Here is a 15,196-nt window from a genome sequence, read left to right as displayed (position 1 = left end):
CGTGTTCTCCAACTATCTGATCGGTCTGCGCGAGGGGCTGGAGGCCAGCCTCGTCGTCTGCATCCTGATCGCCTATCTGGTCAAGACCGGGCGCCGGGACGCGCTGAAACCGATCTGGATCGGCATCGGCATCGCGGTCGCCATCGCCATGGGCTTCGGGTGCGCGCTCGAATTCGGCTCCCAGGAGCTGACGTTCGAGGCCCAGGAAGCGCTCGGCGGCTCACTGTCGATCGTCGCGGTGGCACTGGTGACCTGGATGGTCTTCTGGATGCGGCGCACCGCCCGGCATCTGCGGTCCGAGCTGCACGGCAGGCTGGACGCGGCGCTGGCCATGGGCACGGGGGCGCTGGTCGCCACGGCGTTCCTCGCGGTGGGCCGCGAAGGCCTGGAGACCGCGCTGTTCGTGTGGGCGTCCGTGCACGCGGCGAGCGACGGCACCCCGCGCCCGCTGATCGGCGTCGCCCTGGGCCTGGCCACCGCGGTGCTGCTGGGCTGGCTGTTCTACCGGGGCGCGCTGAAGATCAACCTGGCCAAGTTCTTCACCTGGACCGGCGGCATGCTCGTGGTGGTCGCGGCGGGCGTGCTCGCGTACGGCGTCCACGACCTCCAGGAGGCCGACTGGATCCCGGGCATCCGGGACCTGGCCTTCGACATCAGCGGCACGATCCCGCCGGACAGCTGGTACGGCACGCTCCTGAAGGGCGTCCTCAACTTCCAGCCCGACCCGACCGTCGTCCAGGTCACGGTGTGGCTGCTCTATCTGATCCCCACACTGGCCCTGTTCCTCGTGCCGTACCGCCCGGGTAGCGGCGGCAGGCAACCACAGCCGACGCCGGCGACGGTGCGTGACAAGGCCTGACGCCGTCCGCCGGTCACGGTGCGGGCGCGGTGGGAGAACCCGGCGTTCGAACGGCCTTCGCTCCCGGTAGGGTTCGGCTCCGGGAAGAGGAAGGTGACGGGACCTCATGACCAGGGATCGCAGTCCGCGCGGGCTCCGCGGGCGTGGCCGGAAGGCACTCATAGCGGCCTCGCTGACCGCTTTGTCGCTGACCGCGAGCGGATGCGTGGTGGTGCACGGGGAGCGCGAGGTGCTCCCGGCCACCACCAAGGCCGAGGCGGCGAAGGCGCTGGAGGAGTTCACGGACGCCTACAACGCGGCGGACAAGGCGTTCGACAGCTCCCTGGACGCCGGCCACGTCACGGGCGCGCTCGCCGACATCGACGGGGCCCGGCTGAAGGCGGGCCACGCGAACAGTCCGGGCGGCAATCCAGGTCACCAGCCGCTGAAACTGTCGGACGCCGAGTTCACCATCCCCAAGAAGGCGGGCTGGCCGCGCTGGTTCGTCGCCGACGCCACCGCCAACAAGGGCGGCAGCGCCCGCTGGCTGTTCGTGTTCACCCGCGACGCCCTGAGCGAGCCGTTCCAGGTGGCGTACCTCACGCTGGTCGCCCCGGACAAGCTGCCCGAGTTCAAGCTCGACGCGAACGGCTGGGCCGAGGCCGTCCCGGCCGGATCGGCGGACCTGTCCGTCGCGCCGCAGGAACTGAGCGAAAAGTACGCGACGTACCTGACGAGCGGCGGCAGCGTCTTCGCGGACGGCGCGCACACCAGCGACTGGCGCGCCACGCGTACGCGGCAGGCCAGCAAGCCGGGGCTGGCCCGGCAGTACATCGACGAGCCGCTGACCGGCGGTGACTACGCGCCGCTCGCGCTGCGCACGGCCGACGGCGGGGCGCTGGTGTTCTTCACCACACGCCACTTCGAGAAGCAGACCGCCGCCGCGGGCGCCTCCGTGCCGGCCCCGGACGAGGATGTGCAGGCCCTGACGAAGGGCGAGATCAAGCAGTCGCTGACCCTGGAGTTCGTCTCCAACGAGGTCGCCCTCGACCCGAAGCGTGGTTCCGGTTCCGGGGGCGGGCAGGTGTCGCTGCTGGGGCGGATTCAGGGGCTGACGGGGGCGCAGGGCGACTGAGCGCTCCGCTGGGTTTGGCCGTGTTTTGTCGTTGGCGTGCGGCGTCGTTGTTGGGTGCGGGTGCGTTGTTGTTGTGTGCGGCTGCGTTGTTGTCTGCGGGTGCGTTGTGGCTGGGCGCGCAGTTCCCCGCGCCCCTTTGGGGCGTTGCCCGGCCCGGCGGATCGGGTCCAGGTTCCCCTTTGGGGCGCTGGCCTGGCCGGGGGAACGGGCTAGTGGCGTAGGGGCCAGGTTGGGGGGGTGTGGTTGGGTTGTTCGTCTGCGTGGCGGGCGCAGGCGTCCGTGAGGGCTTCCAGGAGGCTCAGCGGATCGGGCAGCGCATGCTCAGGGCCGCGCACCCAGCGCACCTGCTGGTCGTCGTCGCCGGGCAGCCGGGCGGGCGGCACCAGCACGTACGAGCCGCGGCAGTGCCAGCGCAGCCCGGGGTGCTCGTCCATGGTCTCGGGGTGGCAGTCCAGCTCGCACGGCCACCACTCGTCCTCGTCCTCGGGGGTACCGCGGGTGAGAGTGAAGAACAGCATGCGGCCGTCGTCGCTCTCGGCGACCGGGCCGACCTCGACGCCGGAGTCGAGCAGCCGCCGCAGCGCCTGCCGGCCGGCCTCCAGGGGCACGTCGAGGACGTCGTGCACCATGCCGGTCGCGGTGATGAAGTTGGCCTGCTGCTGGTGCCGGGCCCAGCGCTCGATCTGGGCGCGGTCGGTGGTGGACTGCGTCTGCCAGGCGAACGACACCGGGTGCCGGGCGGGGGTGGGACAGCCGACGCGATCGCAGGAACAGCGGTAGCCGGGGGCGGGGTGCGCGGCGGGCGCGAGGGGCAGTCCGGCTGCGGCGGCGGCGAGCAGCAGTTCCTCACGGCCGCCGGTGTCGGCGGTCGGTGACGTGCGGCGGCCCCGCAGCCACTGGGAGAGTTTGCCCTGCCGACCGGACCGGTCGCCGAACGTCGCGCTCATCAATCCCCTCGCCTCGCTGGTGTGCGGACAACATGCCCCATGGTCCCACCATCCGGCGCCTCGGGGCACCGCGGGCCCCGTCCGGGGGGTGCGGTCAGCGCGGGGCCAGGCCGTTGAGGGCGTAGTCGACCAGGGTGTCCGTGTACGCGTACGAGATCGGTCCGGTGTGCTGCAGCCAGCGCTGGGCCAGCGGCGATACGAACAGTTCCAGGGCGATGCGCGGGTCCACGTCCGCCCGTACCTGCCCCGCGTCCTGGGCGGAACGGAGCCGGTCGACATACAGCTGTAGCTGTGGTCCGAGCAGTTTGCCGACCAACTCGCGGCTCAGCTGCTCGTTGACGAGGCCCTCGGCGGCGAGGGCGCGGGAGGGTGCCTCGAACCGGGGATCGAGCAGTTCGTCCACCGTGGCCCGCAGCACCGCCTTGAGGTCGGCGGCGACGTCCCCGGTGTCGGGGATCCGGTACGGTTCCTGGCCCAGCTCCCGGGCCGACTGCTCGGCCAGGTCCAGGAACGCCTCCAGCAGGACGTCCGCCTTGGCCGGCCACCACCGGTAGATGGTCTGCTTGCCGACCCCGGCCCGCGCGGCGATCGCCTCGACGGTGGTCTTCGGGTACCCGACCTCGACGACGAGGGCGAGGGCGGCGGCGTAGATGGCGCGGCGCGACGTCTCGCTGCGGCGGCTGGCGTCCGGGGCGGGCTTCTTGACCATGGGGTGAAGCTAACCCATGGGATCCGGTGCGGCGGGCGGCCAGGGGTCGCCCCAGTCCGCGTCCCGGGCCGCCTTGTACAGGTCGCCGTGGCGTTTGGTGACCGTCGCACGGTGCAGCCGTTCGCCGGCCTCGCACAGGTCGAGCAGGACCTGTCCCTTGCGCAGCTGCGGGCGGCGGACGATCCGGGCGGGTACCGGTACCGCCGGGAGGCGGGTGGCGGCGACGTAGCTGAACTTCTCGTCCTCGTACGGCAGCGAGCCGCCCTTGACCTGCCGGTGCAGGGAGGAGCGGCTGACCCGGGCCGAGAAGTGGCACCAGTCGGCGCCGGGCACGAGCGGGCAGCCGGCGCTGTGCGGGCAGGGCGCGGCGATCCGGAACCCGGCGTCGATCAGCCGGTTCCGGGCCTCGATGACGCGGGCGTGACCGTCGGGGGTGCCGGCCTCGACGATCACGACGGCCCGTGCGGCGGCCGCGGCGGCGTCGACGAGGGCGGCGCGGTCGGCCGCGGACAGCTCGTTGAGGACGTAGGAGACGGTGACGAGGTCCACGGCGTCGAGGGTCAGGCCGGCGCCGATCCGTTCCCGCCGCCAGCGGGTCTCGCGCAGCGTCGGCTGGGCGGCGGCGATCTCCCGGCCCAGCGCGAGCGCGGGCTCGGCCCAGTCCAGCACGGTCACCGGCCGGGTGCCCGCCCAGGTGGCGCTGACCGCCCAGGTCGCGGCGCCGGTCCCGCCGCCGATGTCCGTGTGGCCGGCCGGTGCCCAGCCGGGGACGGCGTCCGCGAACGCGGCGAACGCGCTGCGCGCCGCCTCGAAGGTCGCGGGCATCCGGTACGCGGCGTACGCGGCGACGTCGGCGCGGTGCCGCAGGATCGGCGCGTCGGTGGGGGTGGCGCCCCGGTAGGCGGCGATCAGCCGCTCCACGGCCGAGGCGGCCTGCGACGGCGGCAGCCCGTCGAGCAGACCGGCCAGCGCGGCGCGGAGTCGTTCGGCCGGACGTTCGTTCACGGGGCGATTGTAGGAGCCGTACCGTCCCGGGGGTGCGGGGGCCTGCGCCGTCGGGGTGCGGTGTGGGGGGCCTGTGCGGGTGCGTTGTGGCTGAGCGCGCCGTTCCCCGTGTACCTGGGTGGGCTGCAGTCGGCGCGTGAGCGCAGACGGACCCCGGGGGATGAGGGTCTGTGCGGGTGCGTTGTGGCTGGGCGCGCCGTTCCCCGTGTCCCTGGGTGGGCTGCAGTCGGTGCAGGATCGAGGTGATGGTGACGGTGGCCTGGCAGGCGATCGGCCCGGTCACCGTGGGGTGACCGGGCCGAACTGGAGGCCGGGGGCCTACGAGCAGGCGCCGCAGCCGCCCACGCCCGAGCCGCCGGTGCCGCCGGGGCTGCCCCCGACGCCGGAGCTGCCGGGGCTGCTTCCGATGCCGGACCCGCCGGTGCTGCCTCCGATGCCCGAACCGCTGGGGTTGCCGGAGCCGAAGCCACCGCCGTAGGCGCCGGGGTTGACGGTGCCGTAGCCACCGCCGATGCCGCTGCTGCCGGGAGAGCTGGTTCCCACGTTGGGCATGTTGCCCGGGATGTTGCTCCAGGCGCCGGAACTCCCGATGATGCCACTCCCGGTGCTGCTGGGGGAGCCGGTGCCGGGCATGTTGCCGGGGATGGTGCTCCAGGCGGCGGGGGCTGGTTGCGGGGCCGGCGCCGGGTTGATGGTGCTGCCAACCGAGGGCAGCCCTGCGGTCGGGTCGAGGCCGGGTATCGGGCCCGGCGTGTTCGCGGGCTGCGTGGCGGCCGAAGAGCCGCCGTCGGCCGCGCCGGTGGCCGCCTGGCGGCTCGGAAGCGTACCGGGAGCCGAGGCACCACTGCCCGTACCCGGAGCGGTGCCGGTGGCTGCGCCCCTACCCGGAAGCGAGCCACTGCCCGTGCCAGGAGCCGAACCAGTGCCGGCGCCCCTGCCGGGAGCCGAGCCACTGCCCGTACCAGTGCCAGTGCCCGTGCCCGTGCCGGGAGCCGAGCCACTGCCCGAACCAGTGCCAGTGCCCGTGCCCGTGCCGGGAGCCGTGCCACTGCCCGTACCAGTGCCGGTGCCGGTGTCCGTGCCGGTGTCCTTGCCCGTACCGGTACCGGTGCCCGTGCCGGGATTCGAGCCCGAACCCTTACCCGGAGTCGAACCCGAGCCCTTACCCGGAGTCGAGCCCCTACCGGGAGCCGAACCCGAGCCGGTGCCGGTGCCGCTGCCCGTGCCGGGAGCCGTGCCCGTGCCCTTGCCCGTACCGGTGCCGGGATTCGAGCCCGTGCCCTTACCCGGAGTCGAGCCCCCACCGGAAGCCGAACCCGAGCCCTTACCCGGAGCCGAGCCCTTACCCGGAGAACCCGTGTCCTTGCCCGTGCCCTTCCCCGGAGCCGAACCCGTGCCCGTGCCCGTGCCCTTGCCCTTGCTCTTGCCCGGAGTCGTGTCGGGTGTTGGGGGCTGGCTCGTGCCAATGGGTAGCGTGCCAAGAGGGTTGGGCCGGAACTTCTTGGGCTTCTTGTGGGTCCGGACGGCGCGGTCGTCGATACCGTCACCATTGACGTCCGGCACCAACTCGCGCAGTTTGCCGAACGGCGTCAGCTTGTCGCCAAGTGCCGGTGGCGACTTCAGTCCCAGCGCCTTGGCCAGCGCCTTGGCGATGGCGTCGGCCATCAACGCTCCACCGTGGGTGTTCGGGTGGAACGGCTCGTGCTTGCTCCATTGACCGACGCTGCCGGTGAAGATCACGCCCAGATCGGTGAGCCCCGGATTGTCGGTGTATACCTCCCGCCCGCCCATCGACTTGGAGACATCGGCCAGTTCGGCGCAACCGCACACCTCTACCGCCTTGGCGATCGCGGCGTTGAGCTGCTTCCCGAACTCCTGGACCCGTTCCAGTTCGTACTTGCTGAAACCGCTGTAATAAGGCGCTTTGACCTTCGGGTCGATGGCCAGCGGATAGTTCGGCACCACCAGCTTGGCTCCCGGAGCCCGCTTCTGTAACGCCTGGTAGACCTGCAGCAGTCGCGCGGTCACCGTGGGCGCCTGGCCCGGCGCCGAGTTCGCCGCCTGATTCCGGTACTCCTCCGCGCTCAGCTCCGAGTTGAGCATGGGTTTGAGGTCTTTGAGCACCTTCTCGAATGCCTTACCGGTGCCCGAGGTGATGGCATCGGTCAGCACTTCGGCGAAGTGGGCGTCGTTGCCGCCGAAACCGACGATCACAGCGTCCGCGTCGGGCCTGACCAGGTCCCGCTGCGGTGTGTTGACCACCGGATCCCCGGACGACTCGGGCGCTTGAGGCGCGAAGAAGTCCTTGGAGACGGCACCCGAGGACGCACCCGTGGCGCCGTCCAGATTCACATCCGGATTGGCGTCCTCGACCCGCTGCATCGCCTGCGCTCCGGCCGCGTAGGGAGACCGGTGCCGGGGATCTTCGGCATTGAAGTAGGTGCCGGCCATCCCCTCACCCGCGGAGTAGGAGTCACCGACAATGTCTACTTTGATACCTCTTGAGTCAGCCGCGACGGCCGGAGCCGAGCCGAGGCCGGCCAGACCCGTCACCATGACGGCTCCGGACGAAACCAGCGCGAGGGCCCGACTGATCTTTAACGTCAAGGAGCACCTTCCTTCCAGAAAATATGACGTGGACCTGACGAATCCACGCGCGTAGCTTCGGGCCCCAAGGCGCCGTCCACAATGGTTCCCACCCACACAACAGGCGAGCATGGTGTGAAAGTCCTGAAGTCGACGGCGGATGCGAGGGGATCGAACTCACCGGCGTGCGGCGGGACTTCGTGCCGGGCAGCTTGGCGGCCGACTGGAACGAGTCCGGGCCACCGGCGGCTCTCCCCCGCGAGTCGGTACGGCGTGCCGTGCGGCGCGCGGGTTCGCCGCCCGCGGACGGTTCCGCCGTCTCGGATGCCGGTTCCGCCGTCTCGGATGCCGGTTCCGCCGCGCGTTCGGGCCTGGGTCCCCTCCCCTTGCGGCCCGTGCGGCCGGCCCGTGTGGTGGAACAGGCACCTATGCTCTCGGTTCGTACACAGTGCCGAGGTATTCATGAGCGAGGGCGGGGCCGGAATGGCGGAGCAGAGCGTGCGGTGGGGCATCCTGGCGACGGGCGGCATCGCGGCCGCGTTCGCGGCGGACCTGGTGGATCTGCCGGACGCCGAGATCGTGGCGGTGGCCTCGCGCACGGAGGACTCGGCGCGGGCGTTCGCCGAGCGGTTCGGCATCTCCCGGGCCTACGGCACCTGGGAGGCACTGGCCCAGGACGAGGGCATCGACGTCGTGTACGTCGCCACCCCGCACTCGGCGCACCGCGCGGCGGCCGGGCTGTGCCTGGAGGCCGGGCGCAACGTGCTGTGCGAGAAGGCGTTCACGTTGAACGCACGGGAGGCGGAGGAGCTGGTCGCGCTGGCCCGCGATGGCGGCCGCTTCCTGATGGAGGCGATGTGGATGTACTGCAATCCGCTGGTGCGCCGGCTGAAGGCGCTGGTCGACTCCGGGGCGATCGGCGAAATCCGCACCGTGCAGGCCGACTTCGGGCTCGCGGGCCCCTTCCCACCCGCGCACCGGCTGCGCGACCCGGCGCTGGGCGGCGGCGCGCTGCTCGACCTCGGCGTCTACCCGGTGTCGTTCGCGCACCTGCTGCTCGGCGAGCCGGACGCGGTCGAGGCCCGCTCGGTGCTGTCCGCGGAGGGCGTCGACCTCCAGACGGGCGCGCTGCTGTCCTGGGACGGCGGGGCACTGGCCTCGGTGCACTGCTCGATCGTCGGCGGTACGGCGGTCACCGCGTCGGTGACCGGATCGCTCGGCCGGATCGACGTACCGGGCGGCTTCTTCCACCCGGACCGGTTCGTGCTGCACCGCGACGGCCGTGACCCCGAGGAGTTCGTCCTCGAACCGTCCGAAGGGCCGCCGCACACCCTGCGGCACGAGGCAGCGGAGGTCATGCGCGCGCTGCGGGCCGGCGAGCCGGAGTCCCCGCTCGTGCCGCTGTCGGGCACGCTCGCCGTGATGCGGACGCTGGACGCGATCCGGGAGCGGGTCGGGGTGCGGTACCCGGGCGATGCCGTGCCCGTCCCGGCGTCCGCCTGAGCCGGTCGTCCGCTGCGACAGCGGCGACGCGTACGACGGCGACCCGCACAACGGCTACGACGGCGACGCTGCCGCCAGTCGTATGGCGGACACCGGATTCCGCATGACGGAGTCGGCGCCTACGCTGCGGTGCCATGACCGACAGGGAATCGAAGATCGCGGTGGTGACCGGCGCCGGGTCCGGTATCGGGCGGGCGGTCGCCGTGGAGTTGTTGCACGCGGGCTGGGCGGTGGCGCTGGCCGGGCGGCGGGCCGAGCGGCTCGCCGGGACGGCGGCGCTGGCACCCGAGGGCGACGCGCTGCTCGTACGCGCGGACGTGGCACGGCCGGACGACGTCGCGGAACTGTTCGCCGCGGCCGTGGACCGCTTCGGCCGGGTCGACCTGCTGTTCAACAACGCGGGCACGTTCGGGCCGGGCGGTGTCCCGGTCGAGGACCTGCCCTACGAGGCCTGGCGGCACGTGGTGGACACCAACCTCAACGGGGCGTTCCTGTGCGCGCAGGCGGCGTACCGGCAGATGAAGGAGCAGGATCCCCGGGGCGGCCGGATCATCAACAACGGCTCGGTCTCGGCGCACACGCCCCGGCCGCGGTCGGTCGCCTACACCGCGACCAAGCATGCGCTCACCGGCCTGACCAAGTCCCTGTCGCTGGACGGGCGGCCGTACGGCATCGCGGTCGGCCAGATCGACATCGGCAACGCGGCCACCGACATGACGGCCGGCATGGGGACGGGGGCGTTGCAAGCCAACGGGGAGGTAGCCCCGGAACCGGTGATGGACGTCGCCGACGTGGCCCGTACCGTACGGCACATGGCGGAGCTGCCCCTGGAGGCGAACGTGCAGTTCGCGACGGTGCTGGCGACGGCGATGCCGTACGTGGGCCGCGGCTGAGCGAGCCCCCCTACTCCGTCAACTCCGATCTGCACAAACGGAATTCCAACATCCGTGCTATTGCGGCCGGTCGGGGGCTTATGCTCAACTTTCCTCCACCGGAGCTTCACAGTTGGAGCACCGGGGTTCCGCGAACCACACCGAGGGGGGAAGCGGCAGCCGTTCCACCACGCCCCGGAGGGGGGTGGACCTCGCGCAAGCCCGCGGGGTACGCACCGGGAGTGGAACGGCTGCCGCTCAATTCCCGCCCCGGCCCGCTCAGTTACGGCGCCGACCCCACGCCGGCCGTCCCGCATCGGCGGCCGGGTCCCGCCCCAACTGCCAGGTGATCCGTCCGTTCCCGGGGTGAGCGTCGGGGGTGTTCAGGTGCGGTGTCGGCCCCTGCGGCGGCGGTTCGGGATCGCGTCCGGCGTCTTCCCCGGCTGCGCCGCCTCCGTTGCCTCCGCCGCCTGGGCCACTTTGCGGCGGCGCAGGGCCCAGGTACCCGTGCCCAGCAGCGCGACCGTGCCCGCCGCGCCCTCCAGCAGGCGCCAGGGGGAGGTCTCCTTCGGCGCCGCCGGTCCCGCGGCGGCCCGCGCCGACCGCCGCGTCGGCTCCGGGCTCGCGCTCGCTCCGCCCTCACTGAGCGGATCGACCAGCGTGCCCACCGCCCGTGCCGAACTCCCCTTCCCGAAACCCCAGTCGAGCAGCGCGGCCGTCTCCTCGTAGACGGCGTTGCCGCCGTTGTCCGGGTGCATCACCGTGACCAGCAGGGTGCGCCCGTCCCGGGTGGCGGCACCGGTGAAGGTGTTGCCGGCCTTGCTGGTGTAGCCGTTCTTCACCCCGATCAGACCCTCGTACCGGTCCAGGCCCCAGGTCCCCGTCAGCAGCCGGTCGGTGTTCTGGATCTGGAACGTCTTCTTACCGCCCGCCGGGAAGTCGGCGGTCCCGGTGGCGCAGTACCCCCGGAAGTCGGCGTCCTTGAGACCGTGCCACGCGAAGAGCGTCAGGTCGTACGCCGACGACAGCTGCCCCGGGTGGTCATAGCCGTCCGGGCTGACCACCCGGGTGTCCAGGGCCTGGAAGTCCGCCGCCCTGGCCTGCATCTCGGCGACCGTCTTCGCGACCCCGCCGTTCATATGGGCCAGCACATGCACCGCGTCGTTGCCCGAGCGCAGGAACACGCCCTGCCACAACTGCTCGACGGTGTAGGTGATCCCCGGCTTGATGCCGACGAGGCTGGAGCCCGCCGGTATCCCGGCCAGTTCGGCCTCGGTCACCCTGTGCCGCTCGGTGCGGTCGAACTTGCGGAGCAGGGTGTCCGCGAACAGCATCTTCAGCGTGGAGGCGGGCGCCAGCCGCCGGTGCGCGTCGCACGCGGCGAGCACCTCCCCGCTCCCGCCGTCGGCGACCAGCCAGGAGCGGGCCGTGAGCCGCGCGGGCAGCCCGCCCGCCCCGCGGACCTGGACGCCCGGTCGGGCCAGCAGCTCACCGCCGACCTCAGCCGAGGCGGCCGACGCGGGGGCGGCGGACAGGGGAAGCGCGGCGACGGCCAGACCGAGGGCGGCACGCCGCGTGAGCCGGGAACATTCACGCATCCCGCGAACCGTACACGCCCCCTCCGGGGCCCCCGTGCGGCTGGGCCCAGAAGTGAGCGGGTACGGCGGGGGTCACACCCGACCGAAGGCCTCCGGTCCACACGACGCGCACCGCCGGGCAGCGCAGCCCGCCCGCTTGCCGCCCCAGGGAACGACGGGGCGCGCGTAAACGGCCGGATCGTCGGCAGCCCGAACCACCCCCGCCATGCGAGCCGCCGCGCGAGCCGACCCGCCCCGCCACGCGAGCCACGCCACCCGCGCGAGCCATACCGGGCACACCCGCCGCACCCACCGCACCGGCCACACCAGCCGCACTGCCACACCTGCCACACCGGCCACATCGGCCTGCACCCGCCGCACCTGCCACACCGGCCGCACCAGCGGCACCAGCGGCACCCGCCGCACCTGCACCGCACCTGCCGCAACGGCCACACCATCCGCACCGGCCGCACCGCCCGCACCCGCCGCACCCGCCGCACCTGCCGCACCTGCCGCACCTGCAATACGGAATCCCCCGCCACCCGCGCCGCACAGCCGCGTGGACCGTACCGGCCCCAGCCGCCGGGCCGGCGGAGCCGTTACGCCTGGCCCGTGTCGAAGTGGGAGATCCGGCCGTCGTCCTCGATCGTGAAGCTCCACCTCGTCCGCATCTCGCCCCACGCGTCGTTGCGGTAGCGGGCGACCAGCGAACGGCCGCCCTGGGACTCGTTGTCGACCTCCATGTGCCCGTGGGAGGAGAAGATCTCCCGGTCGATCCAGTCCGCGAGGTCCCGGTCGGAGCCGTCGTCGGACATGGTCGCGTCGGGGGTGAGGGTGTCCAGGAAGGCCTGGCGGTCATGGGCGTTGACGGCGCTGACGAAGGCCCGTACCGCGGGGTCGCTGAGTTTCGATGTCTGGATCGTCATGGCTGTCACCCTCACACCGCGCCAGGGGCCCCGCCACCCGAACGGCGCCCCGGACGGGCTGCCCGGCGGTCCCGGATGCGACGGTGGACACCCGGGCAGGAGCCTGTTCCGGCCGTCGACCCGAACCGCATGGGGAGTCACCGTGAGCTGTTACGACCGACGTGATCTGGGCCTGCTGCTGCTCCGGCTGGGCACCGGCGGGGTGCTGGCCGCACACGGCACGCAGAAGCTGTTCGGCTGGTTCGGCGGGCACGGCATCGAGGGCACCGGCCGCTTCATGGAGTCCGTCGGCTATGCCCCGGGCCGGGCGAGTGCGACGGCGGCGGGCCTCGCCGAGACGGGCGGCGGGGCGCTGCTGGCGCTCGGCCTCGGCACGCCCGCCGCGGGTGCGGCGGCGGTCGGCGCGATGGCGGGCGCCGCGGCGGTCCACGTACCCAACGGCTTCTTCGCCCAGGAGGGCGGCTACGAGTACGCGGCGACGCTGGGCCTGGCCGCGGCCGGACTCGCCGTCGCGGGCCCCGGCCGGCTCTCCCTCGACCATGCCCTCGGCCATGTCTTCGACCGCGGCTGGATGGTCCCGGCGGCGCTCGGGGTGACCGCGGCGGTCACCGCGGCCGTGGTGGGCGCCCGGAACTGCCGGGTGCGGCGGACGGCCGAGGAGGCGGCGGGCGCGCAGGATGCGCTGTTCGAGCAGTAGCCGTGGTCGTGGCAGGCTGCGTCCATGACCGATGGGGAGATGCGCGCACCGGCGCCCGCGGACCTGTGGACCGCTGTCGAGGAGCTGTGGGCCTGGCTGGAAGCGCACGATGGGCAGGATGGGCACGACCGGTCGCGGACCGTGCTGCTGCGGGTGCTCAAGCTGTCGGAGGAGGTCGGCGAGGTCGCCCAGGCGGTGATCGGCGCGACCGGGCAGAACCCGCGCAAGGGCGTCTCGCACACCTGGGAGGACGTCCGGGCCGAACTCTGCGACGTCGTCATCACCGCGCTGGTCGCGCTGCGCACCCTGACCCCGGACGCCCGGGAGAAGTTCACCCGTCATCTCACCCGGGTCACCACCCGCTCACTCACCCCGCCCCCACCCGCTCAACGGCACAACGCATAGCCACCGGCAAGCAGGGCCCCGCCCCAAAGGGGCGCGGGGAACTGCGCGCCCAGCCACAACGACGCCGCACCCGCCGAACAACCCACCGAGGCACCCCCACCGCGCCCCCGGCCCCAACACAGCCGCAGCCAAAAGACGGCCGGTCCGGTCGTAGTACCGCGGTATGACGGCACGGCCCCGATTCCGCCCCCGGTACGACCAGTTCACCGCTGGCTCGTTCTTAGCGTTGTTCCGGTGGCACCGGCAACCGGCGCCCGGCGCCCGAGCGAGGGAGTGCGCATGATAGAGGCAGAGCAGCTGACCAAGCGGTACGGCGAGAAGACGGCCGTGGACCGGCTGGATTTCGTCGTCAAGCCGGGCACCGTGACCGGCTTCCTCGGCCCCAACGGCGCGGGCAAGTCGACCACGATGCGCATGATCGTCGGGCTGGACGCGCCGACCGGCGGCTCCGTGACGGTGAACGGCCGTCACTACGCCCGGCACCGGGCGCCGCTCCAGGAGGTCGGCGCGCTGCTGGAGGCGAAGTCGATCCACCCGGGCCGTTCGGCGTACAACCATCTGAAGGCGCTCGCGCTGACGCACGGGATCCCGCTCGGCCGGGTGGACGAGGTCATCGACCTCGCCGGGCTCGGCGGTGTGGCGAAGAAGCGGGCGGGCGCCTTCTCGCTCGGCATGGGCCAGCGGCTCGGCATCGCGGCGGCCCTGCTGGGCGATCCGCAGACGGTAATGCTGGACGAGCCGGTCAACGGGCTCGACCCGGAGGGCGTGCTGTGGATCCGCACCCTGCTGACGTCGCTCGCCGCCGATGGCCGCACCGTGTTCGTCTCGTCGCACCTGATGAGCGAGGTGGCGCTGGTGGCGGACCATCTGATCATCGTGGGCCGGGGGCGGCTGCTGGCCGACACGACCGTGCGGGACCTGGTCCGCGAGGCGGGCGGGGACACGGTGCATGTGGCGACGCAGGACCCGGCGCGGCTGCGTGAGGTGCTGGCCGGGCCGGGCGTCGAGGTCACCGGCCGGATCGGCTCCGAGGAACTTGAGGTGACCGGCCTGACCGCCCGGGAGATCGGGCTCAGGGCCGCCGAGCACGGGATCGCGCTGTTCGAGCTGAGCGCGCGCACGGTGTCGCTGGAGGAGGCGTTCATGGAACTGACCCGGGATGCCGTGGAGTACCACGGCTCGACCGCCGGCCCCGAGGCCCTGGGGAGGGCGGCATGAGCGCCCCGGCCGCGACCGCCGGGTCGCCCCGGAGCCTCGGCGTGCGTCCCGCGTACCGGGTGACCGGGCCGCGGGTGCTGCGTTCGGAGTGGGCCAAGCTGTGGTCGCTGCGCTCGACGTGGATCACGCTGGCCCTGGGCCTGGTGTTCCTGGTGGGCTTCGGACTGATCGCCGCGTCGCGCTACCGCTCCGGGTACGATTCCGGCCACCTCGACGGGGACTTCGCCGACGCGAGCGCGGTGAGCCTGTCCCTGTTCGGCACGAGCTTCGCCCAACTCGCCCTCGGCGTGCTCGGGGTGCTGGTGACGGCCGGGGAGTACTCGACCGGCATGATCCGCTCGACGCTGGCGGCGGTGCCGCGGCGGCTGCCCGTGCTGTGGTCGAAGGCGGCGGTGTTCTCAAGGACGCGCGGCCCGATGAACTCCTCGCCGGGATCCGGGCGGTGGCGGCGGGCGACGCGATCATCGCCCCCGTCCTCACCCGCCGCCTCCTGGACGAGTTCACCCGTCACCCCCCGGTGTACGGCACGGGCGGCCCCGGGGCCGCGGACCCGAGGCTCGGCTCCCTGACCGGCCGCGAGCGGGAGATCCTCGTCGCCATCGGCAAGGGGTGGACCAACGGAGAGATCGCCGCGCACTTCGTCGTGGCCGAGTCCACCGTCAAGACCCACGTCGGCCGCGTCCTCGCCAAGATCGGCGCCCGCGACCGCGTCCAGGCGGTGATCTTCGCCTACGACCACGGCTTGGCCCGCCCGAACGCGGACTGAACGGGCGCGGCA

Annotated in this window: 13 protein-coding genes and 2 pseudogenes; 9 read left to right on the top strand and 6 right to left on the bottom strand. The window is 72.7% G+C overall.

Going from position 1 to position 15,196, the window contains the following annotated elements:
• Position 1 precedes the first annotated feature (1 nt).
• Positions 2 to 859 carry an iron uptake transporter permease EfeU gene (efeU, locus tag ACFYTE_RS26065; protein WP_388714973.1) on the top strand — a complete coding sequence of 286 codons (858 nt, stop codon included), beginning with the start codon at positions 2 to 4 and terminating at the stop codon, positions 857 to 859.
• A gap of 106 nt (positions 860 to 965) precedes the next feature.
• Positions 966 to 1,973, top strand: coding sequence for a hypothetical protein (locus ACFYTE_RS26060; protein ID WP_388714970.1), 1,008 nt, complete (start codon positions 966 to 968; stop codon positions 1,971 to 1,973).
• A 209-nt stretch (positions 1,974 to 2,182) separates the two neighbouring features.
• On the opposite strand, the gene ACFYTE_RS26055 is transcribed toward ACFYTE_RS26060, so the two are convergent.
• The 4 genes from ACFYTE_RS26055 to ACFYTE_RS26040 all read right to left on the bottom strand — a co-directional run bounded on the left by ACFYTE_RS26055 (position 2,183) and on the right by ACFYTE_RS26040 (position 7,190).
• The gene (locus ACFYTE_RS26055; protein WP_388714967.1) at positions 2,183 to 2,920 is read right to left on the bottom strand and encodes a bifunctional DNA primase/polymerase; all 738 of its coding nucleotides are present in this window, start codon (positions 2,918 to 2,920) and stop codon (positions 2,183 to 2,185) included.
• Between the two features lie 94 nt (positions 2,921 to 3,014).
• Entirely contained in the window at positions 3,015 to 3,629 is a 615-nt protein-coding gene (locus ACFYTE_RS26050; protein ID WP_388714964.1) for a TetR/AcrR family transcriptional regulator, read from the bottom strand.
• Between the two features lie 9 nt (positions 3,630 to 3,638).
• On the bottom strand, positions 3,639 to 4,634 hold the full coding sequence (locus tag ACFYTE_RS26045) for a small ribosomal subunit Rsm22 family protein (protein ID WP_388714961.1): 996 nt from the start codon (positions 4,632 to 4,634) through the stop codon (positions 3,639 to 3,641).
• Positions 4,635 to 4,952: 318 nt separating this feature from the next.
• Entirely contained in the window at positions 4,953 to 7,190 is a 2,238-nt protein-coding gene (locus ACFYTE_RS26040) for a GDSL-type esterase/lipase family protein (protein ID WP_388714958.1), read from the bottom strand.
• Positions 7,191 to 7,703: 513 nt separating this feature from the next.
• Between ACFYTE_RS26040 and ACFYTE_RS26035 the strand changes: the two genes are divergently transcribed.
• Together ACFYTE_RS26035 and ACFYTE_RS26030 are read left to right on the top strand one after the other, a co-directional pair.
• The gene (locus ACFYTE_RS26035; RefSeq protein WP_388715293.1) at positions 7,704 to 8,723 is read left to right on the top strand and encodes a Gfo/Idh/MocA family protein; all 1,020 of its coding nucleotides are present in this window, start codon (positions 7,704 to 7,706) and stop codon (positions 8,721 to 8,723) included.
• A 134-nt stretch (positions 8,724 to 8,857) separates the two neighbouring features.
• Positions 8,858 to 9,616, top strand: a complete 759-nt coding sequence (locus tag ACFYTE_RS26030) for an SDR family oxidoreductase (RefSeq protein ID WP_388714956.1) — start codon at positions 8,858 to 8,860, stop codon at positions 9,614 to 9,616.
• Between the two features lie 362 nt (positions 9,617 to 9,978).
• On the opposite strand, the gene ACFYTE_RS26025 is transcribed toward ACFYTE_RS26030, so the two are convergent.
• Both ACFYTE_RS26025 and ACFYTE_RS26020 read right to left on the bottom strand, forming a co-directional pair.
• Positions 9,979 to 11,193 (bottom strand): D-alanyl-D-alanine carboxypeptidase family protein, encoded by a 1,215-nt coding sequence (locus ACFYTE_RS26025; protein ID WP_388714953.1) that lies wholly within the window; start codon positions 11,191 to 11,193, stop codon positions 9,979 to 9,981.
• A 578-nt stretch (positions 11,194 to 11,771) separates the two neighbouring features.
• Complete coding sequence (locus ACFYTE_RS26020; RefSeq protein ID WP_388714950.1) at positions 11,772 to 12,098, bottom strand: nuclear transport factor 2 family protein; 327 nt, start codon at positions 12,096 to 12,098, stop codon at positions 11,772 to 11,774.
• Positions 12,099 to 12,240: 142 nt separating this feature from the next.
• Here ACFYTE_RS26020 and ACFYTE_RS26015 point away from each other — a divergent pair, with 142 nt between their 5' ends.
• The 5 genes and pseudogenes from ACFYTE_RS26015 to ACFYTE_RS25995 form a co-directional block, all read left to right on the top strand.
• Positions 12,241 to 12,795, top strand: a complete 555-nt coding sequence (locus ACFYTE_RS26015; RefSeq protein ID WP_388714947.1) for a DoxX family membrane protein — start codon at positions 12,241 to 12,243, stop codon at positions 12,793 to 12,795.
• Between the two features lie 24 nt (positions 12,796 to 12,819).
• Complete coding sequence (locus ACFYTE_RS26010; RefSeq protein ID WP_388714944.1) at positions 12,820 to 13,200, top strand: MazG-like family protein; 381 nt, start codon at positions 12,820 to 12,822, stop codon at positions 13,198 to 13,200.
• A gap of 279 nt (positions 13,201 to 13,479) precedes the next feature.
• On the top strand, positions 13,480 to 14,418 hold the full coding sequence (locus tag ACFYTE_RS26005) for an ATP-binding cassette domain-containing protein (protein ID WP_388714941.1): 939 nt from the start codon (positions 13,480 to 13,482) through the stop codon (positions 14,416 to 14,418).
• A pseudogene (locus ACFYTE_RS26000) lies at positions 14,415 to 14,816 on the top strand (ABC transporter permease); the annotation flags it as partial. The gene ACFYTE_RS26005 and the pseudogene ACFYTE_RS26000, both read left to right, overlap by 4 nt.
• A pseudogene (locus ACFYTE_RS25995) lies at positions 14,807 to 15,184 on the top strand (response regulator transcription factor); the annotation flags it as partial. The pseudogenes ACFYTE_RS26000 and ACFYTE_RS25995, both read left to right, overlap by 10 nt.
• Positions 15,185 to 15,196: the final 12 nt, after the last annotated feature.

The organism is Streptomyces sp. NPDC004629 (assembly GCF_042873595.1).
Classification (GTDB): domain Bacteria; phylum Actinomycetota; class Actinomycetes; order Streptomycetales; family Streptomycetaceae; genus Streptomyces.
Note: the sequence above shows the minus strand (reverse complement) of the source record. Positions and strands in the feature narration are given on the sequence as shown.

Coding starts and splice junctions, on each gene's coding strand:
- ACFYTE_RS26060 (WP_388714970.1), top strand. CDS start 966: ATGACCAGGGATCGCAGTCCGCGCGGGCTCCGCGGGCGTGGCCGGAAG.
- ACFYTE_RS26055 (WP_388714967.1), bottom strand. CDS start 2,920: ATGAGCGCGACGTTCGGCGACCGGTCCGGTCGGCAGGGCAAACTCTCC.
- ACFYTE_RS26050 (WP_388714964.1), bottom strand. CDS start 3,629: ATGGTCAAGAAGCCCGCCCCGGACGCCAGCCGCCGCAGCGAGACGTCG.
- ACFYTE_RS26040 (WP_388714958.1), bottom strand. CDS start 7,190: ATGGTGACGGGTCTGGCCGGCCTCGGCTCGGCTCCGGCCGTCGCGGCT.
- ACFYTE_RS26035 (WP_388715293.1), top strand. CDS start 7,704: ATGGCGGAGCAGAGCGTGCGGTGGGGCATCCTGGCGACGGGCGGCATC.
- ACFYTE_RS26030 (WP_388714956.1), top strand. CDS start 8,858: ATGACCGACAGGGAATCGAAGATCGCGGTGGTGACCGGCGCCGGGTCC.
- ACFYTE_RS26025 (WP_388714953.1), bottom strand. CDS start 11,193: ATGCGTGAATGTTCCCGGCTCACGCGGCGTGCCGCCCTCGGTCTGGCC.
- ACFYTE_RS26020 (WP_388714950.1), bottom strand. CDS start 12,098: ATGACGATCCAGACATCGAAACTCAGCGACCCCGCGGTACGGGCCTTC.
- ACFYTE_RS26010 (WP_388714944.1), top strand. CDS start 12,820: ATGACCGATGGGGAGATGCGCGCACCGGCGCCCGCGGACCTGTGGACC.
- ACFYTE_RS26005 (WP_388714941.1), top strand. CDS start 13,480: ATGATAGAGGCAGAGCAGCTGACCAAGCGGTACGGCGAGAAGACGGCC.